This is a genomic window from Klebsiella sp. X13 (assembly GCF_003323835.1).
GTDB classification, from domain to species: Bacteria; Pseudomonadota; Gammaproteobacteria; order Enterobacterales; family Enterobacteriaceae; genus Klebsiella; species Klebsiella ornithinolytica.
In genome coordinates this window covers 3,651,692-3,676,812 of the sequence record NZ_CP030874.1, presented here as the reverse complement: position 1 = coordinate 3,676,812, position 25,121 = coordinate 3,651,692, and the positions used below count along the sequence as shown (strand labels likewise).

The window sequence follows — 25,121 nt, the reverse complement described above, 5'->3', positions numbered from 1 at the left end:
GGCAGGATAGACAGGGTAAAAAATTGAAGACAAACAACATCTTTTTTGCATAAACGGCGGCCCGACCGGGCGCGCGCCGTGGGTCGGGCGGAAGAACAAACGGCTTAACGGGCGTCCGGGCGGATCAGGTCGAAACGCAGATTTTCATCGATAGTGTAATAGGCGCTCGGCCCGCCGGCACGGAGAATCGGCCTGGCCTTAGCGGTCTGATAGACGCCATTTTCCAGTAACGACTCATCGATATGTACCGCGACGACTTCGCCGAGCACCAGCCAGCTATCGACAGGCTCACCATCGGCACGGGTCAGGCGAATACATTGGGAGAGCCGACACTCGAAGTTCACCGGGCTTTCCGCGACCCGAGGGGCCGCAACGAGACGGCTGGCGGCGGGAGTCAGCCCGGCACGGGCAAATTCATCTTCGTTGCGGGGAATGCTGGCGGAGGTTTCGTTCATCGCTTCAGCCAGAGGGCGGGTGGCCAGATTCCAGACAAACTCTTTGGTTTCGACAATATTCTGTACACTGTCTTTCCAGCCGCTGCTGGCAAAACCGATAATCGGGGGCCGATAGTTAAAACAGTTAAAGAAGCTGTAGGGGGCAAGATTGCGATGGCCTGCGGCGTCCAGAGAGGCGATCCAGCCGATAGGGCGTGGGCCGATAATCGCGTTAAGCGGGTCGTGCGGCAGGCCATGTCCCTGTGAAGGTTGATAGAAATACATAGAGCACCCGTAACCGAATAAGAGATATCCAGACTCCCTTATTTACCGCGCCGCCGTCAACGGGTATCTTACGCGGCTGTTCAAAGGAGATTGCCATGAAAGCCCAGAAACCGGGGTTACACCCGCGTAACCGTCATCATCAACGTTATGATTTGCCCGCGCTATGCCAGGCTCACCCTGAGCTGCAAGGCTTTATCACCCTTAATCCGGTGGGCGAGCAGACCATCGATTTTGCTAACCCGCTGGCGGTGAAGGCGCTGAATAAGGCGCTGCTGGCGCATTTTTACGCGGTGAAACACTGGGATATTCCAGACGGCTTCTTATGCCCGCCGGTACCGGGAAGAGCGGATTATATTCACCACCTGGCCGACCTGCTGGCGCTGGATACCGGCACCATTCCTGAAAATGCCAGCATCCTCGATGTCGGCACCGGGGCAAACTTAATCTATCCGCTGATTGGTGCGCATGAGTACGGCTGGCGTTTTACCGGCAGCGAAATTAGCGCGGAAGCGATCGCCAGCGCGCAGGCGATTATCAATGCTAACCCGGGACTCAGTCGCCAGATTCGTCTGCGTCGACAGAAAGAGAGCGGGGCTATCTTTAGCGGCATTATTCATAAAAATGAGTGTTTTGATGCGACGTTGTGCAATCCGCCGTTCCACGATTCTGCTGCCAGCGCGCAGGCAGGCGGCGAGCGTAAGCGTCGCAATCTGGGGCTGGGGGCGGACAGCGTGATGAACTTCGGCGGCCAACAGCAGGAGCTGTGGTGCGAAGGCGGTGAAGTGGCGTTCATTACGCAGATGATCCGCGAAAGCCAGCAGTTTAGTCGCCAGGTGAAATGGTTCACCTCGCTGGTGTCGCGCGGCGATAATCTGCCGCCGCTTTACCGTGCGCTGACCGAAGCCGGCGCGGTGAAGGTGGTGAAAAAAGAGATGGCTCAGGGGCAGAAGCAGAGTCGTTTTATCGCCTGGACCTTCATGGATGAGGCTAAACGCCGCCGTCCGCTGGCACGTTAAGGATGATGCCTCCGGGCGGCCAGGTTCGCCCGGAATGTGCTCTGCTCCGTGGCTAGAGCGTCGGCTCTGCGGGCGCCGCAGGTGGCGCGGAGATGGGCGCAGGTGCCGGCAGAACCTGGTAGGTTTGCACAGGCGCCCGGACTCCGGCGAGATCGAAATGTTTCTTCACCTGCGTATCGAGCGCAAAGCGTACCGTCCACTGCTTCAGCGGCAGAGTGGTGAAGGTGACCCGCAGGGTAAATGCCGTATTGCTCAGGCCGACAAGCCCGGCAAATGACGGCTCGCCAATCACCAGCCCGCGAATCTCCTCCTGATCCATCACGTCGGCAACCGCGTTTTTCAGCGCCTGGCCGGCTTTATCCAGATCTTCCTGTCTGTCGACATCGTAGTTGGCAACCACTGAACCGATGCCGCGCACGAAGTTCGCGAAGGTGGTAATCGAGGACCACGGGATAATATGGTAAGCGCCGGTATCCTGGCGCACGCCGACGGAACGGATCGACATCCGTTCCACTGTGCCGGTTAACGGCCCGATGGTTACCAGGTCACCGGTATTCATCCCGTTCTCAAACTGGATAAAAATGCCGGTGATAATATCTTTTACCAGCGTCTGGGCACCGAACGAAATGGCCAGCCCCAGCGCACCGGCGCCGGCCAGCAGCGGCGCGATATTCACCCCCACTTCGGAGAGCAGGATCATCGCCGTGATGGTGCTGATAATGACCGCCAGCGCGTTACGGAATAACGTCAGCAGCGTACGGGCACGAGCGCCCGGTAGCGGGCGGCCGTGAATATCTGAGGCCAGGCGGTTTTCTATCAGGCTGGCGAGCAGCGTCCAGCCGATGGCGGAGAAGAACAGAATCAGCGCGATGCGAATCAGCACATCCACCGCTTTTTGCCCGGCGCCGTGTTGCATCCAGTTCCAGAAATCAAACAGTCCCCAGGCGCTTAGCAGCAGCATAATCGCCACGCAGACCACTAAAATTCGCGCCACTTTGAGCGCGACGGAGATCCAGCCGTTCAGCCGCTTCTGCAGCTCGGGATAGTTGCGCTGGGTCTGCGGCGACAGGGTAATGGTTTTCGCTATCCAGCGTGACAAGATGCCGGAGAGCAGCGCGGCGGCGCCGATAATCGCCAGGCTGCGTACCGTGGCTCCCATCATAAATTTCAGGCTGTTGCCGGGGTCGAAAAGTGAAAAGAAAAACAGCACGATAAAGTAGAGGCAGGCCAGCCAGTGCCAGATAAGCGCAAAGGCGCGGATAAACAGACTGAAGAAGGCCAGCGAGCGGTCCGCCAGGTGCAGCAGCCCCTGGGTAATCCGCGTTTTATTACGGAAGATCAGATACAGCGCCCAGAGGGTGATACACAGCATAATGACCACATTCGCCAGCGCGCCGACCTGAACGTTGACCTGATTGGAGATAATCGGCACCGCGACGATCAGGCCGTAGCCAATCAGGCTGCTCAGCGCGCTCAGGCGCAGGTTCCAGTACTTCGCGCTCTCATCGCTGAGGTTAAACGGCCGCAGCTCCGTCACCCGCGGACAGAAAATCAGCCGCAGAATCGCTTTAAAAAACTCAATCAAGGCGAAGGCATTCAGAAACAGGCTTTGCTGAAAGGCGATAGTCCGGTTGCCGCCATTAAACCGATCGCTGAGCATCTGGCCAACAAACAGCGTCAACGCCAGCAGGAGGAGATCGAAGATAAACGCGCCGGCGATGGTGGCCGGGAGCTGTAGCCAGTTACCGCGATCGTGGTTTTTGCGTCGCCCCCACTGACCCATTTTGCGATACAGCGGCAGCGCGGCGAGGCGGACCAGCCACCAGAAGGCGAATACCAGCACGGCCAGCAGCAGGAAATGGCCGGCGGCGTTGCGAAAGGTTTCGGCATGAAACGGCTTATGTGCAGAGGCAGTGATATTGCGCCACAGCTGAGAAAAACGTGAAGCAAAGCGTTCACCGTACTCGCGGCTCACCTGGGTGACGTTTTCCAGTACCGTCCGTTCATCTTTCTCTTCCGGCGGCGTCAGCTTTGGCGTGCTGGCCGGCGGCGTGGCGGCGGCAGAGCGCAGCTGGTCGATTAATTCTCTGCGGGCGGCATCGTTTTCCAGCACATCGGCCAGCGCCGCATAGGCGGCCTTTTTTTTCTCGAGGTCTGGTTCACTGCTGGCGGGTTGTTCAGCGCTCGCGGCCGGGACACCGGGCAGTGTGGCTGCCGAAAGCGGGGCGGTAAACAGCGTAGCAAGCAGTAACAGGATCCACGGCACGGGCGCCTCCATCTCATTCCAAAACCATTAAGTATAGAAGTTGATAGCGGGAGAAGCGGCGTGGGATGTGTCTGGAAAGCGAAAGCGGCTCCCCGCATACGGGGAGCCAGGGGAATATCAGGCGACGTGCTGCAGGAATTCGCGCAGACGCGGGCTCGGTGGGTTTTTCACCAGTACCTGCGGATCGCCATCTTCGGCGATACGCCCTTTATCGATAAAGATCAGTCGCGATGCCACTTTCTCAGCAAAGCCGATCTCGTGAGTAACGATGACCATCGTCATCCCTTCTTCCGCCAGATCCTGCATCACTTTCAGCACTTCGTGGCGCAGTTCCGGATCCAGTGCCGAGGTCGGTTCGTCAAACAGCATCATTTTGGGTTTTACCGCCAGGGCGCGAGCGATTGCGACGCGCTGCTGCTGGCCGCCGGAGAGCTCGGAAGGGTAGTGGTGCGCGCGTTCGGCGAGTCCCACTTTTTCCAGCAGATCTTTAGCCAGTTTTTCGGCAGCCTCTTTTTTAGCACCACGCACGCGTAGCGGCCCGAACATGACGTTCTCCAGCGCCGTCAGGTGCGGGAACAGATAGAACTGTTGGAACACCATCCCGGCTTCCTGACGGATCAGGCGCTCGTCGACTTTCGGGTCATTAACCTTCAGGCCATCGACGATCAGCTCGCCGCTGGTGATCTCTTCCAGTTTGTTAATACAGCGCAGCAACGTCGATTTCCCGGAGCCGGACGGCCCGATAATCACCACAACTTCGCCTTTATTGATCTTCAGATCGATATCGTGCAGCACCTTGGTCGGGCCAAAGTGCTTGGAAACATTTTTAAATTCAATCACAGGATTTTCATCCTTCTTTCAAGACGACGCAGAACAAAGCTCAACACCAGGGTGATGATCAGATAAATCACGGCCACGGCGCTCCAGATTTCCAGCGCGCGGAAGTTACCGGCAATAATCTCCTGACCCTGACGGGTCAGTTCGGCGACGCCGATGACGATAAAGAGCGAGGTATCTTTGATGCTAATGATCCACTGATTACCCAGCGGCGGCAGCATGCGACGCAGCGCCAGCGGCAGAATCACGTGGCGGATGGTTTCGCGACGGGACAGGCCAAGCGCCAGGCCGGCTTCACGGAAGCCCTTGTGAATTGAGAGTACCGCCCCGCGGGTAATTTCTGCGATATAGGCGCCGGAGTTGATCATGATGGTCACGACTGCCGCCGAGAAGGGGTCAATGCGAAGATCATTGAACGCCATCGGTAGGGCGAAGTAGATAAACATGACCTGAACCACAATCGGGGTTCCGCGAATGATCTCGATAAAGACTAACGCAATGTGGTTAGCAATCCAGCCGCCAAAGCAGCGGGCGAAACCGGCGACGAGGCCGATTATCAGGCCGCCAGCCAGGCCGAGGACGGAAATCCACAGCGTCATTTTGGCGCCTTCCAGCAAAATTGGAATGGCAGGCCAGATGGCACTCCAGTCAAACTGCATAGTTCGTTCCTGTTACCGTGTCGAAAAACAGAGGCGTGCCTCTGAGAAAAAATGACTCAGGCCTGCGGCAAAGCGATACCCGGACGGTGGCCAGTAGCCCTGTCCGGGTGATCGGAATTCAGCAGACCTGTAAGCGATCAATGCTGATTATTATTTTGGCTCAGTACCGAACCATTTTTTATAAATTTCGTTGTAGGTGCCGTTTTCACGCAGCGTTTTCAGCGCGCCGTTCACTTTCTCGCGCAGCTCGTCGCTGCCTTTCGGGAAGGCGATACCGTAGTTTTGCGCTTCCAGCGATTCCCCTACCGCTTTGAACTGACCGTTGCCGGCCGTTTTGATGAAGTACAGGATGTTTGGCGTGTCGTGCAGAACGGCATCGGCGCGGCCGGTACCCAGCTCCATATAGGCGTTATCGATATTCGGGAACTGACGCAGGTCTTTGGTTTTGATATTGGCTTTCGCGTAGTCAACGGAGCCGGTACCGCCTTTCACGGCCACAACTTTACCGTTCAGGTCCTTCACATCTTTGATGTCGTTGTTATTGGCTTTCACCATCACCAGCAGACCGCTCTTATAGTAGCCATCGGAGAACTCGATCGCTTTCTTGCGTTCTTCAGTAATGGTAATCCCCGCCAGCGCGAGGTCGATGTTTTTGGTTTGCAGCGCAGGAATGATGCCGCTGAAATCCATCGGCTTCAGGGTATAGTTCAGTTTCAGCTCTTTCGCGATGGCGTCCCACAGGTCGACATCAAAACCGACATACTTATCACCTTGCTTAAATTCAAACGGAACAAACGCCGTATCGGTCGCAACAATCAGTTGTTTTTCAGCGGCCTGAGAAGAAACCGCAAAAGCCAGGGTCAGTGCAGCCAGTGAAACTTTAAATACAGACTTCATAGCATTTCCTTTTTTATCCACGGGACGATCCCCTGCGAGAACGCGTAACCATATGAAAAAATCGTGCCAGTTTTACAACTTGTTGTTTTATAACAAACGAAGTCTATCCTGTTGCACGGTTTCGGTTATAGATCACGGCAGATGCACCGCAATGGGGCGTCATTTTGGTGCGTCATAAACACGCCGCATAACAAGTGCATTTTTAACGCAAACACTGATGGTAAAACAATCTCGCCGTAACGATTGTGTGAGGTGATTATTACAATTGTTTTACTTTTGTACGTATTTTGTCCATTGTTGCGCACTAAAATGGTGCGAGTGAGGCGCGAGGAAAAAATCAGGTGGCAGAAGTGAGGATAATCTGAAAAAAAAACCGCCAGCGAGGCTGACGGTGATTGTGCAGGTTTATGCGATGTTGGCTTCGATGAACCACAGGAATTTATCCAGGTCGCGGGAGGCGGCGGTAAAGATATCGGCGGTGTCTTCATCTTTTGCTTCGCCGATCGCTTTACGCACGTCATTGGCCACAATCGCGTAGCGGTCAGCCAGCTCTTTCAGGTGATCCTGAACGTTGTGAATATCCAGCGGGTAGCTTTTCAGCGGGGTTTTGCTGTTGATCACCTGAGTGGTGCCCAGCGCAACGCCGCCCAGCTGTACGGCACGTTCAGCCATGGTGTCGAGGTGGTCGGTCAGAGCGGTGCGGAAGCCATCCAGCATTTCATGAACGGCAATAAAATTGGCACCGCGCATATTCCAGTGAGCCTGCTTGGTAATCAGCGACAGGTCAATGAACTGGATCACCTGACGATTCAGCAGCTCGACGGTTGCTTTCTTCTCATTGTCTGCAACATCGTTGCGGGTATAGAGCAGATCGGATGCTTTCGTTTTAACCAGTTTTGCGGTACTCATAGTTTCATATCCTCTTGATATTTATACTCGTCATACATCAAATTTGAATCAAATGGAGCGCTTGTCCCCGGTAACTAATGGCACTAAGTATAGCAACGGATTGCCATATGGGGAGGGCGGTTGTCCCTATCGGTTCGATAGTGCGGGGAGGTTGGCTATTTTGAAAAAGGGGTGAAATTGCGTAAAAAGTCAGCGGGGTGGCGCGGTTCTGCACGATGCGAGAACCTCGTGCAGAACGGGTAACGTTGGCTAGCCGATATCCACTTTTTCGATTTTACTTTCCCGACGCATCGTCAGCGTAGAGCCCATTGAGGCGAGGATAATCGCCCCGAGCGCCAGGGTTTGCGTAGAGGTCAGCGTCTCGCCCAGAAATATCATGCCCGATAGCGCGGCGAGCGCCGGCTCCATGCTCATCAGCGTGCCGAATGTGCGGGTAGGCATACGGGTGAGGGCAATCATTTCCAGCGAGTACGGCAGCGCCGTAGAGAGGACGGCGATGGCCAGTCCCAGCGGCAGCAGCGACCACTGGAACAGCGTGTCGCTTGCCTGCAGCATGCCCAGCGGGACAAAGACCACGGCGGCAATAAGCGATCCCATCGCCACCGTTGCCGGACCGTGTTCTTCTCCGGCACGCTGGCCGGTCAGAATATAGACGGCCCAGCAGGCCCCGGCGCCCAGCGCCAGCAGCGCACCGGTCAGATCGACCTGCGCGACGTCTTGCCCCAGCGGCAGCAGGAACCACAGCCCGAGTACGGCCAGGATCACCCAGACGAAATCGAGCGGACGCCGCGAGCCAAACAGCGCCACCGCCAGCGGCCCGGTAAACTCCAGCGCCACCGCAATCCCCAGCGGAATGCGCTGAATCGATAAGTAGAAGAGATAATTCATTGCCCCCAACGCCAGACCATACAAGAGGAGCGGCAGGCGCTGCTCTGCGGTAAAGCGCAGGCGCCAGGGCTTGAAGACAATCACCAGAATCAAGGTGCCTAATGCCAGGCGCAGCGCGGTTACGCCGGGTGCGCCGACCAACGGGAACAGCGATTTCGCCAGCGAAGCGCCGCTCTGGATAGAGACCATGGCGATTAAAATGACCAGTATCGGCAGCCATGCCGGTATTTTGCGGGACGAGCCGGGCATCCTTTCTCCTGTCAGGGTTTGTCAAATGCGGTAAAGGTTCCAGTGTAAATGAATTACCTGGCTACGGTTTATCTATTGTTGAAAAAAACGCGTTCGGGAGGCGTACAATGGGGCGAGACGAGAAGAGAAATTAACCTGTTGATTAGGATTAATCTGGATGCACGTGCGGGGCTTTATCGGCCTTAATAGTAGGGTATTCGCCAAAAACGGTTGTTTTCCAGTTTGTTACAGAATTATGGAAACTTTTGGTTACATGAAAAGCTATGTTAGACAGTGTAAAGTCAAAAGAGTTTCCTGAAAGTTTTTGATATATTTAAGACTTAGGACTTATTAGAAACACATTTGAGGTGGTTATGAATAAAATTGCACGTTTTTCAGCACTGGCCGTTGTTCTGGCTGCATCCGTAGGTACCGCTTTCGCTGCAACTTCTACCGTTACCGGTGGTTATGCTCAGAGCGACATGCAGGGTGAAGCCAACAAAGCTGGCGGTTTCAACCTGAAGTACCGTTACGAGCAAGACAATAGCCCGCTGGGTGTTATCGGTTCTTTCACCTACACCGAAAAAGACCGTACTGAATCTGGCGTATACCAGAAAGGCCAGTACTACGGCATCACCGCAGGTCCGGCTTACCGTCTGAACGACTGGGCTAGCATCTACGGCGTAGTGGGTATCGGTCACGGTAAATTCCAGGACAACAGCTACCCGAACAAGCACGACATGAGCGACTACGGTTTCTCTTACGGTGCAGGTATGCAGTTCAACCCGATCGAAAACGTTGCTCTGGACTTCTCCTACGAGCAGTCTCGTATTCGTAACGTTGACGTTGGCACCTGGATCGCTGGCGTTGGTTACAGCTTCTAATCGCTTCGGTGATATAAAAAATCCGCCTCACTGGGGCGGATTTTTTTTGCCTGCAGCCCGCGACGTTCGCCCGGGTTTGCCGCCGCCGTTTCCCGGCGGCGTGCCTGCTAGTGGGTCGTGAACAGATCGCTACCCAGGTGGGTATAGTCTACTTTCTGTAGCTGGAAGTTGGTGATATAGGCCGGCCCGGCGGCTTGTTCAGAGATAAAGCGGTAGCGAGGCGTAATCTCGGCGGCGCGGATCCCGGTCCACTGGGAGAAGAACCCGAGGAAATCGTTGGCAGAGCGCCGTGCCTTAATCACTTTATGCGCTTTATCATCGCTGGACAGCACCATAAACGGCACCTGGAAATTCTGCTGGTACTTATCGTCGTGCGCCAGGTACTGAACCTCTTTACCGCGCTCTTTAAAGGCCAGACCGTGATCGGAAAAATAGGTCATCGAGAAGCTTTCGCCGGAATTCTGCAGCTGATGATAGAGCTTGCCGAGCAGCGTATCGGTTTGCGTCATGCTGTAGAGATAGCAGGACGTCTCTTTCGATTGCACAAAGACGGTATATTTTCCCTTGGTGCGATCGCAGGCCTGCGGGTGCGATCCCATCAGATGCAGGACGATCAGCTGCGGCTGGGTCCGCTGCACGGAGAGCACCTGCTCGGTTAGCTTCAACAGCTGCTCATCCTGAGTATTTTTGTTGGCCTCAAAATCGCCATTCTTGAGGAACTGCACCTCATCCGCACGCTTTGCGATGCTGGCTATCGCCGTATCGTATTCGCCAATTTGCCCCTGATTGGAAAACCACCATGTCTGGAAGCCGGCGCGGTTCGCCAGCGTGACGAAGTTATCCTGGTATTGCGGCTTGCCGTCCACCACCCGGTTGAGCGTCAGGCCGAGAGATTTTTGCGTTGAACCGCTGGCGGAAATGTAGTCATTAAACAGATAGCCGTTGACTGAACTGGCGAACGGCGTGTTGTCCCAGTGGCCGCCAAAAGCCCCAAGCGCATCGCGGCGCGCGCTCTCTCCGATGACCACGACGTAAAGCTGATATTTGGGTTTGACCGCCAGCACATGCCAGCTGTCTTTCATATTGGCCAGCTGAGCCATACGCGCCTGCTCGTCCAGCACTTCATTATTGTTGACCACCACGTCTTTCACGAAACGGAAGGCGGGATAGCCGGTATCAATCACTTTGAAGACGCCGCCCCAGGCCAGATTCTGCACCGGCTGCAGAAAGAAGATGCCGATGCTGAACAGCAGCCCCAGCACCTCCATTTTGCTCCACGGCTTACGCGCTTCCGCTTTACGACGCACGGCAATCACGCCCAGCGCAAAAATAAAGACCGCCAGCAGGTAGTTGTACCAGGGAAAGATGGTCAGAATTTCGGTGGACTCTTCGACATTGGTGGCATGCAGCGCCAGCAGAGTATTGAAGTTGGGGGCGCCGTACGCCTGGCCAAACGGGTAATAGAAGGCGGCAAGCAGCGAGTAGCCTCCTACCACAACCTTTTGCATCCGCGGGGCATGACGCCACAGCAGATGTAACACGCATGTAAATGCGACGGTATAGAGCAGGCTAAATTCATAGCCGAGTGCGAGGTTAATCAGCAGAGACTGGAGAAAATAAAATCCTGTCCACGGGTTAGGGACTAATCCGCGAGCGACCAGCGTTTCTTTCAGGGTGACATTCATAGTAATTAATCAAAAAGACGCCATGTGCATCCCCTGGCATCAAGGGGTAAAACCTGCTGGACAGTGCCTGAAGAGGGTCTCTGCGAGCCGCAGTAGTGGCAGGGCTGACAAAAGATAGGGCTTGCAAATGATAAGGTCAACCGGACATAACGGATTGTTTTGAGAGAAAGCTTACAAAACTTGAAAAAAGCGGCGAGAACGCGGCGAAACGGGTCAGTTTGACAGGGTATTGTGACGGAAAAATGAAGCGGCGTACCGCGACGCCGCATTTAGTGATGGGGTTTTTCCTGGCGATTCTTGCCGTTCATCATGTCGCACAGCATGTTAATCAGCATTAAGCGGACTTTAAAAGGAGAATGAGTAAACACGCGTAAGCACCTCTGGAATTCGTTCATGGGACCTCCTGTAATTTCGCCCTTCGCTCCTTGAAGGATGTCTGTATTACATACAGATATAGCACAGGCTATATTTTATAGCTATGGCTAAAACGTTAATTTTTTGTGCTACGGGCCCAATCATTTACAATGGGGATCTTTTGAGATGATGCTTGATGCGTCACACGTATGAGGAAGCACAATGAACCGTCGCGCCGGAAGACCTATAACAAAAAAAGTGACGCAGCTTGTTAATGTTGAAGAACACGTTGAGGGGTTTCGCCAGGTACGCGAAGCCCACCGCCGGGAGCTGATTGACGACTACGTCGAATTGATTTCAGATCTGATTCGCGAAGTGGGAGAGGCGCGTCAGGTTGATATGGCCGCGCGTCTGGGGGTCTCCCAGCCAACGGTGGCCAAAATGTTAAAACGCCTGGCCAGCGTCGGGCTGATTGAGCAGATCCCATGGCGCGGGGTCTTTTTAACTCCGGAAGGTGAGAAGCTGGCGCATGAGAGCCGCGAACGCCACCAGATCGTCGAGAATTTCTTACTGGTTCTGGGCGTGAGTCCGGAGATAGCCCGTCGTGACGCGGAAGGGATGGAACATCACGTCAGTGAAGAGACGCTGGCGGCATTTAATCAGTTCACCCTTAAATACGGGCAGCAAGGAGAATGAATCTTCCCTTTGTTCACTCTCTGGCTCGCGATCGTTTTCTGCATTTACTGGTGATCATCGCCTGCGGCTTAAGTTTCTTTGTCCCGTTTGCGCCAAAAAGCTGGCCCCAGGCTATCGACTGGCACACGATTATCACCCTGAGCGGCTTGATGCTGCTGACTAAAGGGATTGAACTGAGCGGCTATTTTGATGTGCTTGGCCGCAAAATGGCGCGTCGGTTTGCCACCGAGCGTCAGCTGGCCATATTTATGGTCCTTGCGGCGGCGCTGCTCTCGACGTTTCTGACCAATGATGTGGCGCTGTTTATCGTCGTACCGCTCACGCTGACGTTGAAAAAATGGTGCGCGATACCGGTTAACCGGCTGATTATTTTCGAGGCGCTGGCGGTCAACGCCGGATCTTTGTTAACACCGATCGGTAATCCACAAAATATCCTGCTGTGGGGGCGATCCGGCCTCAGCTTCCTTGGGTTTATCGGGCAAATGCTACCGCTGGCGGCGGCAATGATGTTGACGCTGCTGGTACTGTGCTGGTGCTGTTTCTCCGCCACCCGTCTGCACTTTCAAAGCGCGGACCGGGCGCCATCGTGGCAGCCGAAGCTGGTGTGGGGCTGCCTGGCGTTTTATCTGATCTTCCTGACGGCTTTAGAAATGAAGCTTGAACTGTGGGGGCTGGGACTGATTATTCTCGGCTTTCTGCTGCTGGCGCGGGCGGTGATTATCCATGTGGACTGGTCGCTGCTGCTGGTCTTTATGGTGATGTTCATTGACGTTCATCTGTTGACGCAACTTCCCGCGCTGCATCAGGTTTTAAGCGGGGTGGGGCAGCTTTCTGCCGGCGGCTTGTGGCTGTCGACGATTGGCCTGTCGCAGTTCATCAGCAACGTACCGGCCACCATACTGCTGCTCAACTATGTTCCTCCTTCGCCGCTGCTGGCCTGGGCGGTCAACGTCGGCGGCTTTGGCCTGCTTCCCGGCTCGCTGGCGAATTTAATTGCACTGCGTATGGCATCAGATCGCCGCATCTGGTGGCGCTTCCATCTTTACTCTCTGCCGCTGCTGCTGTGGGCGGCGCTGGTGGGCTACACCTTACTGTTATTCATCGCCTGATTTTCAGAGGATTGGGCAAGAAACAGACAGAATCACCCCATTCGCCCGTTCCGCCGCGGGCGTATAACGTTAACGCTGAGGTTTAATATCCTGATGAGGAGAGTCCAATGCGTTATCAAAAACTCGGAAATACCGGTCTGTTTGTCTCCCGACTGTGCCTGGGCACCATGACTTTTGGCGGCGAAGGCGGCATGTGGGGAAAAATTGGTCAGTTGCGCCAGGCTGAGGCCGAACAGCTGGTGGGCAGTGCGCTGGATGCGGGCATTAACTTTATCGACACCGCCGATGTCTATTCTGAAGGCCGTTCGGAAATGTTAACCGGTCAGGCGCTAAAAAATCTGAAGGTTCCGCGCGAGAACGTGGTGGTGGCCACCAAAGTCTTTGGCGAAACCGGCACAGCCGGCGTCAACTCCCGCGGCAGTTCGCGCTTTCACATCATGGGGAGCGTCAAAGAGAGTCTGCGACGGCTGCAGCTCGATCACATCGATCTTTATCAGCTGCACGGTTTCGATCCGGCAACGCCCATCGAGGAGACGCTCTATGCGCTGGATAATCTGGTGCAGCAGGGACATGTCCGCTACATCGGTGTGTCAAACTGGGCGGCCTGGCAAATCGTGAAAGCGCTGGGGATTTCCGCGCGTCTGGGGCTGTCGCGCTTCGCCTCCCTCCAGGCTTACTACACGATTGCCGGGCGCGATCTCGAACGTGAGCTGATTCCGATGATGCAGAGTGAAGGGGTCGGTTTGATGGTCTGGAGTCCATTGGCCGGCGGTCTGCTGAGCGGAAAGTACGATCGTGACGGCCAGAGCGCCGAGGGCGGCCGTCGGCAGGCGTTTGATTTCCCGCCGGTAAATAAAGATCGCGCCTTCGACTGCATCGATGTCATGCGCGTCATCGCGGAGGCTAAAGGTGTTTCGGTCGCGCAGATTGCCCTCGCCTGGCTGCTGCATCAGTCGGCGGTCAGCAGCGTGATTATCGGCGCCAAACGTCCCGAGCAGCTGGCGGACAACCTCGCCGCCGTCGATATTCAACTGAGCGAGGTGGAGCTGGCCCAGCTGGATGCGGTCAGCGCACTGCCGCGCGAATACCCCGGCTGGATGCTGGAGCGGCAGGGTGAATATCGCCGCGATCAGCTCGCACAGCAGTAAATACAGGTCGCTGTCTGGCCGGATCGGGGCCCCCGATCCGGCTTTTTTTATTTGCTGCGCTCACAAAAAACGATCCTTTGTTTTGCCTGGGTGGTGAAGATCGTTTATATGACTAGTCATGAAATTTAAATGACTAGTCATATAGAGGCGTGAGATGAACAATAGACTACCGGCGGACTTTTTGTGGGGTAATTCGGTTTCCAGCATGCAAACGGAAGGGGCCTGGAATGAAGGGGGGAAAGGGATGTCGGTGTACGACATTCGCGAGCCTGCGGAATTCGCCTCCGACTGGAAAGTCGCCACGGACTCATACCATCGTTACCGGGAAGATTTCGACCTGATGCAGGATCTGGGGATGAACTGCTATCGCTTCCAGATTGCCTGGAGTCGGGTGTGTCCGCTGGGCGACGGCGAATTTAATGAAGAGGGGATCGCTTTCTACCACCGGTTTATTGATGAACTGATCGCCCGCGGTATTGAGCCGATGATCTGCCTGTATCATTTCGATATGCCGCTTTCACTGGCGGAACGCTATAACGGTTTCACCGACCGTCGTGTGATGGACGCCTTTATTCGTTACGGCCAGAAGATGATCGCCTGCTACGGCGATAAGGTGAAGTACTGGCTGACCTTCAACGAGCAGAATCTCTACCATATGCCGGAGGCGTTCCTCATTACGGGCTATCTGCGCGGTGAGAAAACCCTGCGCGAGCTGTACCAGATCCAGCACCACGTGATGATGGCCCATGTTCACCTGACCCACTATCTGCATCAGGCGAAACCGCACTGCCTGATGGGCGGTATGCTGGCGCACGCGCTGGTCTATCCGGCGACCTGTAAGCCGCGCGATATGCTCTGCGCCCAGCAGCTTGATGAGTTCTTTAACCAGAACCTGCTCCGCGCATTTGCCGGTGAAGGCTACAGCCCGGAAGTCATGCACTTCGTGGCGCGGGAAGGTTTTAGCGAGATCTATCGGGAAGAGGATCTGGCGCTGATGGCGACGGTAAAAGTCGACTATCTGGCCTTCAGCTACTATGCCAGCCGGACTCTGGACAGCGATCCCGTTCCTCCCGGTACGCCGGTGAACAACTATATGCTGTTCGGCGATAAACCGAATAGCTGGCTGAAAGCGACGGAATGGAACTGGCAGATTGACCCGCTCGGTTTCCGCATGATCATCACGCGCTACTACAACGACTGGCGTTTGCCGGTATTCCCGATTGAAAACGGCATTGGCGTGATTGAGTCATGGGATGGTGAGACGCCGGTGGCCGATGATTACCGTATTGCCTATCATCGCGATCATATCAACGCCATGAAAGAGGCGATATTTGAAGATGGCGCGCAGGTGATAGGCTACCTCGGCTGGGGACTGATTGATATCCTCAGCTCTCAGGGCGATATGCGCAAGCGCTACGGCGTGGTGTATGTGAATCGCGAAAACCACGATCTGAAGGACCTTAAGCGCGTGCCGAAGAAAAGCTACGCCTGGTTAAAGCAGGCTATCCGCAGCAATGGTGCAGAGATGTAGCGGGGCGAGCGGCGGGCGTTTGGTGTATTCTTAGGCCCGCCAGCACTGGTGCAGCAGAGTATATCCAGAGACAATCATCATAAAAAAGGACGGGGAATGACGGCGAAGTATCTTTCGATCGCGCGGGAAATAAAAAAACGGATTATCAGCCAGCAGTACCCCGCCAGCGTCCCGTTACCCGACCAGTTTGCGCTGGCGGCGGAATTTAACACCAGCAGGATGACCATCCAGCAGGCGATGCGCCAGCTTATTGTCGAGGGCCTTATTTATACCCGCAAAGGGCAGGGCACCTTCGTGCGGAAAAACTTTCTGCAGCTCTCGCAGTGGGAACTGCCGGGTAGCGATTACTTCGGCGCCACCAAAACCTGGGAGCATCTCGGGGAAGTGGCCAGCCAGGTGATCCGCTTTGAACTGCGCTTTGCCACGGAAAAAGAGCAAACCTCGCTGCTTATCGACGCCGATGCCCCAGTCTATGATTTTGTTCGCCTGCGGGTGCTCAACGGCGAACCGGTCTCGCTGGATATGACGGTGATGCCCGTGGCGCTGGTGCCGGGGCTGAATAAAACGCATCTGGAAAGTTCGGTGTTTCGCTACGTGCAGGAGACGCTGGGGCTGAAGCTAATGGGCTCGTATCGCGTGGTGCGGGCGATGAAGCCGGATGCCCTCGACCAGCTGCACCTGAACTGCGGCGAGAGCGACCCGGTACTGGAAGTTGAGCAGGTTATCTATCTGGAAGACGGGACGCCGCTGGAGTATGCCCGCTGCCACTATCGCTACGATCATGGCGGCATTATCCTGGTCAATAACGGATAAAAAAGGCGGGCACCGGGCCTAATGGCGATCGTTCAGGGGGCGGTTGACCGATCCGCCAGAGGTGTAAGAATCCGTCATCTCACAGAGATTGCCGTTTCGATGCGGCTTCAACATATCTGTAGGCGTTCCTGCCCCGTAGGTCGCTGTTAAGCCGGGGATTTAGTTTTTACGGTGGTGCAAACCACCGTTTACCGGCATCGCCCTGGCCGGCGATAAACCAAAAAAAAGCGGGTCACCTTTCAGTGACCCGCATTAGGCGCAAGGCCTGCTTTTTTTATGTCGTTACGTCAGAAGATTAGTTCAGACGAACCGGCATACCGGAACGGTTCTGGACAGCCTGCTCGACCACGGTCTGATCGACATCGGACTGACTGGTGACCGCCTGGACTTCTTTGGTCAGCGTAATCGGTACGATTTCACCGCCCTGGAACTGCGCTTCGGTGGTGGAGAGCGGGTTATGTACTTCGACATAACGGCTGCCGTCCGGCTCGGTAGTGGCTTTCACCGGCTCATCGATAAACTCGACGCGGGTACCAACCGGCACATTCTCAAACAGGAATTTGATGTCTTCGTTACGCAGACGGACGCAGCCGTGGCTGACGCGCAGCCCGATACCGAAGTTAGCGTTGGTGCCGTGGATCGCATACAGACGACCAATGTATAGCGCATACAGCCCCATCGGATTGTCAGGACCCGCCGGTACGACGGCCGGCAGCGGGTTACCCGCCGCGATGTATTCCGCGTGCATCTTCGCCGTCGGCGTCCAGGTTGGACCCGCTTTCTTACGTTCTACCTTGGTGACCCATTTGATCGGCGTATCTTTGCCCAGCTGGCCGATACCAATTGGCAGCACGATAACGGTGTTGGTGCCTTTCGGGTAGTAGTAAAGACGCATTTCCGCGCTGTTGATAACGATACCTTCATGCACGGTGTCCGGCAGAATCAGCTGCTGCGGGATATTCAGCACGGTGCCGCTCTTCGGCAGATAGGTATCCACGCCCGGGTTGGCTTCCAGCATGTTGGACAATCCCATCTGGTATTTAGCTGCGAAATATTCCAGCGGTTGCTTGTTGTTATCAGGAACCGTAATCACCTGGTTCTGACCAATCAGTCGGCTACCGTCGGTCGGCAGCGGATAAGTGACAGCGGATGCAGTGTTGCAAAAGCCGACGAGGGCGAAGGCTGCCGCTAAGAGTGTCGATATTTTCATATTCTTCATGTCGTGTGCAGTGGCAAAGCCACAAAGGCCTTTGTCAGATGATTCAGCTAATAGATGGGAGCGCATTATATGTGCATTCCATCCAACAGGGAAATCAGATGTGTACGAAATCACACTTTTTTGCCAGTTGTTTCAAGTGTAGTTCGCCGTTTTTCATTTCTGCGGCAAATCGTGGCAGGAAAAAACGGCATTTACCCCTCGAGAAAGCGTGAGCGCAGCGCTTCGCGCGCGTCGGGCGTCAGCTGATATTCCTGTTCCAGCCATGCATCCACGCTGGCATAGCGCTCGTGAATTGCCGATAGCGCCGCCGCGAGGTACGACTCATGTACCGTCAGGATTTCTGCCAGATTTTGCCGTCCGCGGGAGCTCAGTTGATCTCCGAGCAGGCCGAGGAGTCCGGTTTCGACCTGGTTCAGCGTACCGTGGGTGAGGAGATACTCCTCCATCACCGTCGGCGTGTCGCAGCCAAGGGCGAACAGCGTCAGCGCGCAGCCCACGCCGGTACGATCTTTACCCACCGCACAGTGCTGCAACAGCGCACCGTCAGCTGGCTGCATCAGCCAGCCGGCAAGCTGGCGATAAGCGGCGTTATTAAAGGGCAGCTGACGATAAAGCTGCAGCATAAATTTCTCGCCGCTCATGGCATTGAGCGTCGCGGCGTTAAGTTCCGTGACTTTGGCATCGACGCCTGGCGTCAGAGGATTGGCGGGCGCATTGAGATAACGCATCCGTCCATTCAACCTGTCGGGGCTGCGCTGGACCTCGTGCGGATCGCGGTAATCAATGACCCGGGTCACCGGCAGATTGTCCAGATGGCTCAGATCCTCGTCGGTCATCCGATGTAACGCGCCGGAGCGCAGGAGTTTCCCCTCGCGTATGCGGCGGCCGTCGGCGGTATGCAGGCCGCCGAGGTCACGAAAGTTGATGCCGCCCTGAAGCGATAAGAATGCCGGATGGCGGGAGTATGTGGTCATAGGTTCCTTCCAGATTAAGGGAAAAAATCATGTATCGGTTAAATGAATCGCGCAATATGAGAGAGACCGTACCACAGGCGCTGCCTGCGATTTTATTGCAAACCGTGAAAAGTGATGGCTTTGCTGGCATAATGCCCGATGTATCACACTTCTCATTCTCTTTTTTCAGGATAACCCCGTGCTAGTATCCAGCAACGTCACCATGCAGTTTGGCAGTAAGCCGCTGTTCGAAAACATCTCCGTCAAATTTGGCGGCGGCAACCGTTACGGCCTGATTGGCGCCAACGGTAGCGGTAAATCCACCTTTATGAAGATCCTCGGCGGCGATCTTGAGCCGACGTTGGGTAACGTCTCTCTCGATCCGAACGAACGTATCGGTAAACTGCGTCAGGATCAGTTCGCCTTTGAAGAGTTCACCGTGCTGGATACGGTCATTATGGGCCACGGCGAGCTGTGGGAAGTGAAGCAGGAGCGCGATCGCATCTATTCTCTGGCGGAAATGAGCGAAGAAGACGGCTATAAAGTGGCCGACCTCGAAGTCACTTACGGTGAGATGGACGGCTATTCTGCCGAAGCGCGCGCCGGTGAACTGCTGCTCGGCGTCGGGATTCCGGTTGAACAGCATTACGGCCCGATGAGCGAAGTGGCGCCAGGCTGGAAGCTGCGTGTACTGTTGGCGCAGGCGCTGTTTTCGAACCCGGATATCCTGCTGCTCGATGAACCGACGAACAACCTGGACATCGACACCATTCGCTGGCTCGAGCAGGTGCTGAACGAACGTGACAGTACCATGATTATCATTTCGCACGACCGTCACTTCCTGAACATGGTCTGCACCCATATGGCCGATCTCGACTACGGCGAACTGCGCGTTTATGCCGGTAACTACGACGAGTATATGACCGCCGCGACCCAGGCTCGCGAACGCCTGCTGGCCGACAACGCCAAGAAAAAGGCGCAAATTGCCGACCTGCAATCCTTCGTCAGCCGCTTTAGCGCGAACGCCTCAAAATCTCGCCAGGCGACTTCCCGCGCCCGCCAGATTGACAAAATTAAGCTGGATGAAGTAAAAGCGTCCAGCCGTCAGAACCCGTTCATCCGTTTTGAACAGGATAAGAAGCTGTTCCGTAATGCGCTGGAAGTGGAAGCGCTGGCGAAAGGTTTTGACAATGGTCCGCTGTTCAAAGGCGTCAATCTTCTGCTGGAAGTGGGTGAGAAGCTTGCCGTGCTGGGGACCAACGGCGTGGGTAAATCCACGTTGCTGAAAACCCTGGTGGGTGAGCTGGAACCGACCAGCGGCAGCGTAAAATGGTCTGAAAATGCGCAGATTGGCTACTATGCGCAGGATCACGAGTACGAATTTGAAAACGATCTGACCGTCTTCGACTGGATGAGCCAGTGGAAGCAGGACGGCGATGACGAGCAGGCGGTGCGCAGCATCCTCGGTCGTCTGCTGTTCAGCCAGGACGATATCAAAAAGCCCGCTAAAGTGCTGTCCGGTGGTGAAAAAGGCCGCATGCTGTTCGGTAAGCTGATGATGCAAAAGCCGAACATCCTGGTCATGGATGAACCGACTAACCACCTGGATATGGAATCGATCGAATCGCTGAACATGGCGCTGGAGATGTATCAGGGAACCCTGATCTTCGTTTCCCACGACCGCGAGTTCGTCAGCTCTCTGGCAACCCGCGTGATCGAAATTACGCCGGAGCGCGTGATCGACTTCAGCGGTAACTACGAAGATTACCTGCGTAGCAAAGGTATCGATAACTAAGTGTCTGCGTTCCCGGCGCGCCTGCGTGCCGGGATAACGTTGTTCAGCGCCACCCTGCGCTGAATCTCTCCGCTGCAATCCGCCCTGCATTCAGACCCCTTAATTTACTCATCTTTCCTGCACAATACTGTGAATAAATAGCCGCTGAATTATCTGTTGCAGGAGGGGGCCATGAGCGCGTTTTCGCTGAGTGATTGCGTGGCTGAACCCCGTCTTCTCTGAATCTGAACGGGGTAGCGTGCAATGATTATTGTTCTGACTTTACTGAGCCTGGTGCTTTACTGCGTGCTGATTGGTTTTCTGATTGCTGCGGTTTGAGGGGGACGGCCGCCCGGCGGTACGACCTGATGAGCCGGACAGGTTCGCGACAGCGGCCGCCCGGCACCAACCGAAGAGGCAGGGCAAGTTAGTGGTGATGGACGGCGGCGGCAGGGGCCGGGAAACCGCGGGAGGTTGGCGCGGTACCGGTAAATGTCCCGGGGCTATAGGCCTGGGCGATCGCCGCATCGTTTTCATCAGCGGCAAAGCGGCTGATGGCGGTGGTTTTGGCCGCGGCGGAGGGCAGCGGCATTTCAGGAGAGGGTTTTTCCTGAAATGCCAGTGCGCTGGTGGAACATAACATCAGCCAGACAATAAGAGCGCTCGGTAGTTTCATCGTCAGAGGTCCGGATCCAGAGAAGGGGCACTCTTACGGTATAACCGACGCCTCAAAAACGCCACGCCGCCTTACAGTTATGGCGTAGTTAGTTACAGCTGGACATCAATTAGCGGCCCTTCCCGACAGGGAAGGGCTCCGGGACTACTTCAGACGCCATTCTCCGGCTTCTTCACCATTTATCAGCAGCTTGCGCTTTTCACCGGCGGGTAAAGTCACTTTCAGCGCATGCCAGGCCGGGCAATAACGGCCGCGAGGGGTTAGCTGCAGGCTGATGGTGCTGGCGTCGCAGACCATCTCCCACGTCAGCCACAGCGCATCATCCTCTTTATAGCCCCAGCTTTCGCCATCGTCCTCAAACAGCAGACCCTGCGACGACCCCACGCCTTTCAGCGGGTACAGCTTCAGCTCGCGCCGATCGTCTTTTGTCGCGCTGACGTGGGTGATGCGTTCGCTGAGCGGCAGGCCGGCTCCGGCGCGGACCAGCAGCGGCAGATGTTCCAGCGGCGCATCTCGCGTTATCCACTGGCCGCCGGAGAACCACTCCCCGCTATAAAAATCGTACCAGCCGGAGCAGTTTTCCGGCAGCCACACCCGGCGTTGACGCTGGTCCGGTTCGACGACGCTGGCGACCAGCAGATCGCGCCCCAGCAGGAAATCATCGCACTCTGCAAAGGTTTGCGGATCGTGCTCATGATCGAGGAACGTCGGTCGCAACATCGGCTCATCGTCAGCGTGGGCCTGCCACAGGAGCGTATACAGATAGGGCAGCAGACGATAGCGCAGTTCAATCGCGCTGCGAATCGCCGGGGTCACGCCCGGATACATCCACGCCTCGTTGACCGTCTGGTCATCGTTCCATGAATGAATGGTAAAGCGCGGGTGCATCACGCCATTCTGCACCCAACGTACGAACAGCTCGGCATCCGGTTTATCACCGGAAAAACCGCCGACGTCGTGGCCCACGTTATATAAGCCGGATAAACTCATCCCCAGCCCCATGCGGGTGTTATAGCGCAGGGTCTCCCAGCTGGTACGGTTGTCGCCGCTCCAGGTCTGGACATAGCGCTGCATTCCGGCGCAGCCGGAACGGGAGATCAGATACGGTCGCTTGTGTGGCGCGAAACGCTGCTGGGCTTCCATTGAGGCGCGCATCATCAGCAGCGGCATCACCGGGCGAATATGCTTGATGGCGATGTTCTGGCCAAAGCCGTGACAGCGGGCCTCGCCATCCCAGACTTCAAATTCGTTATTATCATTCCAGGTGGAATCGATGCCCATCTCCAGCAGCTGGCGGGTAACGCCGTCCTGCCACCAGGCGACGGTTTGGGGATTCGTGAAGTCGAGGTGCGATCCTTCGTCATCCCAGAAGCTGGAACGTTCCGGTGCGTCGGTCTCCGAGTCGCGAATAAATAACCCCTTTTCCGCCACTTCGCTATAGCGCGGATGGTCCTGCAGCAGACAGGGTTTAATATTGGCCGCCAGCTTGATGCCGGCGTCATGGAAGCGCTGACTCATCACTTTCGGCTGCGGTACCTTGTCGTAGTTCCAGTTAAACACGTAGCGCTTGCCGTTGATCGAGGTGTAGCCGGAAGAGAGCTGAAAAGAGTCGCAGGGAATCGCATGCGCTTCACACAGACGGATAAAGTTCATCAGCTGATTTTGCGCATCCGGCGCGTCGGTGTAATGCATGGTGGAGCCGCTGTAGCCGAGACTCCACTTCGGCCCGAACAGCGTTTTGCCGGTCAGGCGAACAAACGCTTTGGTGACGTCCAGCGCCCGTCGGCCGGTGAACAGGTAGTAATCGATATCGCCCGCTTCCGCCTGCCAGCGGCGATAGGCGGTGTGGTAGTTATCAATTTCATTGCCCAGATCCAGCCAGCTGCTGCTCAGGTTATCGTAGAACAGGCCGTAGCTGATGTCGCTACGCTGGGTGAGGGTAAAGGGGATATGCTTGTACAGCGGGTCGGTACTGACGGCGTTATAGCCCATCGCATCGAGATTACGCATTTCATAGCGTTTACCGTTGCGCTGAAGATCGCCGGCCTTCTCGCCAAGGCCATAGAATCGTTCGTCCTTGCGGCGGCTCAGATAGTGTGCCGCGCCGTCGCCGTGGGCGTTGAGCAGATAGGCGCTGGTGGGGCGGTCATTGACCAGCGGGAGCCATTCGCCGTCGTCATGACGATAGCTCCATTCCAGCCACAGCGGCTGGTGAACGGTGACGCGCAGCTGCCCGGTGGCGACCGTCAGGCTGTCAGCGCGTTGTTCAAGCGTCCACGCGGGCAGACTAAAGCCGCTCAGATCCTCGCGAGGACGTCCTTCCCACGGCACGTCCTGCTGCGGTGCAATGCTCCAGGTACGGTCCAGCGCCAGCTGACCTTTGCGCTTTAGCAGGACGCGGAACAGGTTCTCTTCCAGTACATACAGGCACAGCGTGTGCTGCCCGTCGATAGTTAACTCAACGTGATGAGCTAACCGTTGGTGCAATGTCCAGTGTTTCAGCGTTTTCATCTTTGTATCCACTCTCAGACGCGTTTGGCGCGACGTTCAGCAATAAATGCCACCAGGAAGATGGCGCCAATCAGGTCAAAGAACCCCATGGCAATAAACAGCGGGTTGAAGCCAATTTTGTCGGCAGTCACCCCGATTAATAGCGAGAACAGGAAGCTGGCAATCCAGGCCGCGGAACCGCGCATCCCGTTGACGGTTGCCATCTGGCCTTTATCAAACGACTCCACCACCAGCGCGCTCAGCATGCAGGAGATGATCTGGTGGCCGAAGCCGCCGATGGAGATCAGCACGATGGTGATATAGGGGTCGCGGGTAATGGCAACGAGGGCCAGCGAAATCATCAAAAAGGCGCCGGTCACCGAACTGGCGACGACGGCGTTAACCCGGGTATAGCCGAACCAGCGGGTATACAGTCTGGTCAGATAGCCGCTGACGACGCTACCGAGGTCGGCGGCAAGAAACGGCAGCCAGGCGAACATGGCAATCTGTTTCAGATCCATGCCGTGCTCTTTAGCAAGGTACAGCGGGACCCAAAAGCTCAGCACGGCCCAGGCCGGTTCGGCCATGAACGCCGGAATCGCGATACCGTAAAAACGCTTGTTTTTCGAGACGGTTTTTAACGCGGTGAAGAACGGCAGCTTAACGGCCGGCGGCTCATTGTCCTGACGAATGAACGCCAGCTCGCTTTTGTCGAGGTTCGGGTGTTTTTCAGGGTTGTGATAAAGCGCCCACCACAGCACGACCCACAGCAGCGCCAGCACGCCGGTGAACATGAACGCGCCCTGCCAGCCGAAAGAGGCGTGGGCGAAGTAGATAATCGGCGGCGCCAGCATCGCGCCAATCGAGAAGCCGACGCCGGCCCAACCGGCGGCGATTGGACGTTCCGATTTCGGGAACCATTCGCCGATAGTTTTGGCGTTTGCCGGCGTGGCGGCGGCTTCCGCACCGCCCATAAAGAAGCGCAGGATGGCCAGGTGCAGCCAGCTACCGGCACCGGCATGAGCGATACAGGCAACGGCCCACAGGGTGGCGCAAATCATAAAGCCGAGCTTCAGGCCGATGACGTCGATAAGCCAGCCGCACAGCGGCTGGAAAAGGGTGTAGGCCAACTGAAAAGCGCCGACAATCCACGAATACTGTTCGGTGGTGATGCCGAGCGAGACCTTCAGCTCCGGGGCGATAATCCCCAGAGAGTTACGTGTGATGTAGTTGACGGTAACGCCGAGCAAAAAAAGGACCAGCATCCACCAGCGTAAATTTTTTATCACCCGCCGGGACTTGCTGGCGGCGATATCGTTGTTGAGGCCTTGACTCATAGAACTCTCCACGAGGTTTTTTTAATGTAGGGT

At 55.9% G+C, this 25,121-nt stretch carries 22 protein-coding genes; 8 read left to right on the top strand and 14 right to left on the bottom strand.

The annotated features are described in order from the left end of the window. Positions 1-104 precede the first annotated feature (104 nt). The gene (locus DSD31_RS17445; RefSeq protein ID WP_004859806.1) at positions 105-719 is read right to left on the bottom strand and encodes a flavin reductase family protein; all 615 of its coding nucleotides are present in this window, start codon (positions 717-719) and stop codon (positions 105-107) included. Between the two features lie 95 nt (positions 720-814). Between DSD31_RS17445 and rlmF the strand changes: the two genes are divergently transcribed. Beyond that, the gene (rlmF, locus tag DSD31_RS17440; protein ID WP_113991212.1) at positions 815-1,735 is read left to right on the top strand and encodes a 23S rRNA (adenine(1618)-N(6))-methyltransferase RlmF; all 921 of its coding nucleotides are present in this window, start codon (positions 815-817) and stop codon (positions 1,733-1,735) included. A 52-nt stretch (positions 1,736-1,787) separates the two neighbouring features. Here rlmF and ybiO read toward each other — a convergent pair whose 3' ends face one another. From ybiO to rhtA, 6 genes are all read right to left on the bottom strand, one after another. After that, positions 1,788-4,001, bottom strand: a complete 2,214-nt coding sequence (gene ybiO / locus DSD31_RS17435; RefSeq protein WP_099144839.1) for a mechanosensitive channel protein — start codon at positions 3,999-4,001, stop codon at positions 1,788-1,790. 117 nt (positions 4,002-4,118) lie between these two features. Beyond that, on the bottom strand, positions 4,119-4,841 hold the full coding sequence (gene glnQ / locus DSD31_RS17430; RefSeq protein WP_004859814.1) for a glutamine ABC transporter ATP-binding protein GlnQ: 723 nt from the start codon (positions 4,839-4,841) through the stop codon (positions 4,119-4,121). After that, positions 4,838-5,497, bottom strand: coding sequence for a glutamine ABC transporter permease GlnP (gene glnP / locus DSD31_RS17425; protein ID WP_004859816.1), 660 nt, complete (start codon positions 5,495-5,497; stop codon positions 4,838-4,840). The genes glnQ and glnP overlap by 4 nt, the downstream gene beginning before the upstream one ends. A 150-nt stretch (positions 5,498-5,647) precedes the next feature. Next, positions 5,648-6,394 (bottom strand): glutamine ABC transporter substrate-binding protein GlnH, encoded by a 747-nt coding sequence (gene glnH, locus DSD31_RS17420; RefSeq protein WP_004859818.1) that lies wholly within the window; start codon positions 6,392-6,394, stop codon positions 5,648-5,650. 405 nt (positions 6,395-6,799) lie between these two features. Beyond that, positions 6,800-7,303, bottom strand: coding sequence for a DNA starvation/stationary phase protection protein Dps (dps, locus tag DSD31_RS17415; RefSeq protein ID WP_004859819.1), 504 nt, complete (start codon positions 7,301-7,303; stop codon positions 6,800-6,802). Positions 7,304-7,552: 249 nt separating this feature from the next. After that, entirely contained in the window at positions 7,553-8,440 is an 888-nt protein-coding gene (rhtA, locus tag DSD31_RS17410) for a threonine/homoserine exporter RhtA (protein WP_069476119.1), read from the bottom strand. Positions 8,441-8,793: 353 nt separating this feature from the next. On the opposite strand from rhtA, the gene ompX reads away from it, so the two are divergent. After that, complete coding sequence (gene ompX, locus DSD31_RS17405) at positions 8,794-9,303, top strand: outer membrane protein OmpX (protein WP_004859826.1); 510 nt, start codon at positions 8,794-8,796, stop codon at positions 9,301-9,303. A gap of 107 nt (positions 9,304-9,410) precedes the next feature. Here ompX and DSD31_RS17400 read toward each other — a convergent pair whose 3' ends face one another. Both DSD31_RS17400 and mntS read right to left on the bottom strand, forming a co-directional pair. Further along, complete coding sequence (locus tag DSD31_RS17400; RefSeq protein WP_015584840.1) at positions 9,411-10,988, bottom strand: phosphoethanolamine transferase; 1,578 nt, start codon at positions 10,986-10,988, stop codon at positions 9,411-9,413. Positions 10,989-11,257: 269 nt separating this feature from the next. Then, on the bottom strand, positions 11,258-11,383 hold the full coding sequence (gene mntS / locus DSD31_RS17395) for a manganase accumulation protein MntS (RefSeq protein ID WP_004859832.1): 126 nt from the start codon (positions 11,381-11,383) through the stop codon (positions 11,258-11,260). A gap of 181 nt (positions 11,384-11,564) precedes the next feature. On the opposite strand from mntS, the gene mntR reads away from it, so the two are divergent. From mntR to DSD31_RS17370, 5 genes are all read left to right on the top strand, one after another. After that, positions 11,565-12,038, top strand: a complete 474-nt coding sequence (gene mntR, locus DSD31_RS17390; protein WP_004859834.1) for a manganese-binding transcriptional regulator MntR — start codon at positions 11,565-11,567, stop codon at positions 12,036-12,038. Next, positions 12,035-13,147 carry an anion transporter gene (locus tag DSD31_RS17385; protein WP_113991211.1) on the top strand — a complete coding sequence of 371 codons (1,113 nt, stop codon included), beginning with the start codon at positions 12,035-12,037 and terminating at the stop codon, positions 13,145-13,147. Before mntR ends, DSD31_RS17385 begins: the two co-directional genes overlap by 4 nt. A 107-nt stretch (positions 13,148-13,254) precedes the next feature. Then, positions 13,255-14,295 (top strand): aldo/keto reductase, encoded by a 1,041-nt coding sequence (locus tag DSD31_RS17380; protein ID WP_015584838.1) that lies wholly within the window; start codon positions 13,255-13,257, stop codon positions 14,293-14,295. Positions 14,296-14,449: 154 nt separating this feature from the next. Then, positions 14,450-15,826, top strand: a complete 1,377-nt coding sequence (locus DSD31_RS17375; protein ID WP_032716938.1) for a glycoside hydrolase family 1 protein — start codon at positions 14,450-14,452, stop codon at positions 15,824-15,826. A gap of 96 nt (positions 15,827-15,922) precedes the next feature. Further along, on the top strand, positions 15,923-16,639 hold the full coding sequence (locus DSD31_RS17370) for a GntR family transcriptional regulator (protein WP_004859844.1): 717 nt from the start codon (positions 15,923-15,925) through the stop codon (positions 16,637-16,639). A gap of 295 nt (positions 16,640-16,934) precedes the next feature. On the opposite strand, the gene ldtB is transcribed toward DSD31_RS17370, so the two are convergent. Next, on the bottom strand, positions 16,935-17,858 hold the full coding sequence (gene ldtB, locus DSD31_RS17365; RefSeq protein ID WP_160873486.1) for a L,D-transpeptidase: 924 nt from the start codon (positions 17,856-17,858) through the stop codon (positions 16,935-16,937). A gap of 191 nt (positions 17,859-18,049) precedes the next feature. Continuing rightward, a complete protein-coding gene (locus DSD31_RS17360) occupies positions 18,050-18,832 on the bottom strand; it encodes a tyrosine-protein phosphatase (protein ID WP_004859850.1) in 783 nt (260 codons plus the stop codon). A gap of 178 nt (positions 18,833-19,010) precedes the next feature. Between DSD31_RS17360 and DSD31_RS17355 the strand changes: the two genes are divergently transcribed. Continuing rightward, complete coding sequence (locus DSD31_RS17355) at positions 19,011-20,606, top strand: ABC-F family ATPase (RefSeq protein ID WP_004859854.1); 1,596 nt, start codon at positions 19,011-19,013, stop codon at positions 20,604-20,606. Between the two features lie 406 nt (positions 20,607-21,012). On the opposite strand, the gene DSD31_RS17350 is transcribed toward DSD31_RS17355, so the two are convergent. From DSD31_RS17350 to DSD31_RS17340, 3 genes are all read right to left on the bottom strand, one after another. Then, the gene (locus DSD31_RS17350) at positions 21,013-21,261 is read right to left on the bottom strand and encodes a hypothetical protein (protein ID WP_071359255.1); all 249 of its coding nucleotides are present in this window, start codon (positions 21,259-21,261) and stop codon (positions 21,013-21,015) included. Between the two features lie 144 nt (positions 21,262-21,405). Continuing rightward, complete coding sequence (locus DSD31_RS17345; protein WP_113991210.1) at positions 21,406-23,772, bottom strand: glycoside hydrolase family 31 protein; 2,367 nt, start codon at positions 23,770-23,772, stop codon at positions 21,406-21,408. A gap of 14 nt (positions 23,773-23,786) precedes the next feature. Next, complete coding sequence (locus tag DSD31_RS17340) at positions 23,787-25,088, bottom strand: MFS transporter (protein WP_113991209.1); 1,302 nt, start codon at positions 25,086-25,088, stop codon at positions 23,787-23,789. Positions 25,089-25,121 lie beyond the last annotated feature (33 nt).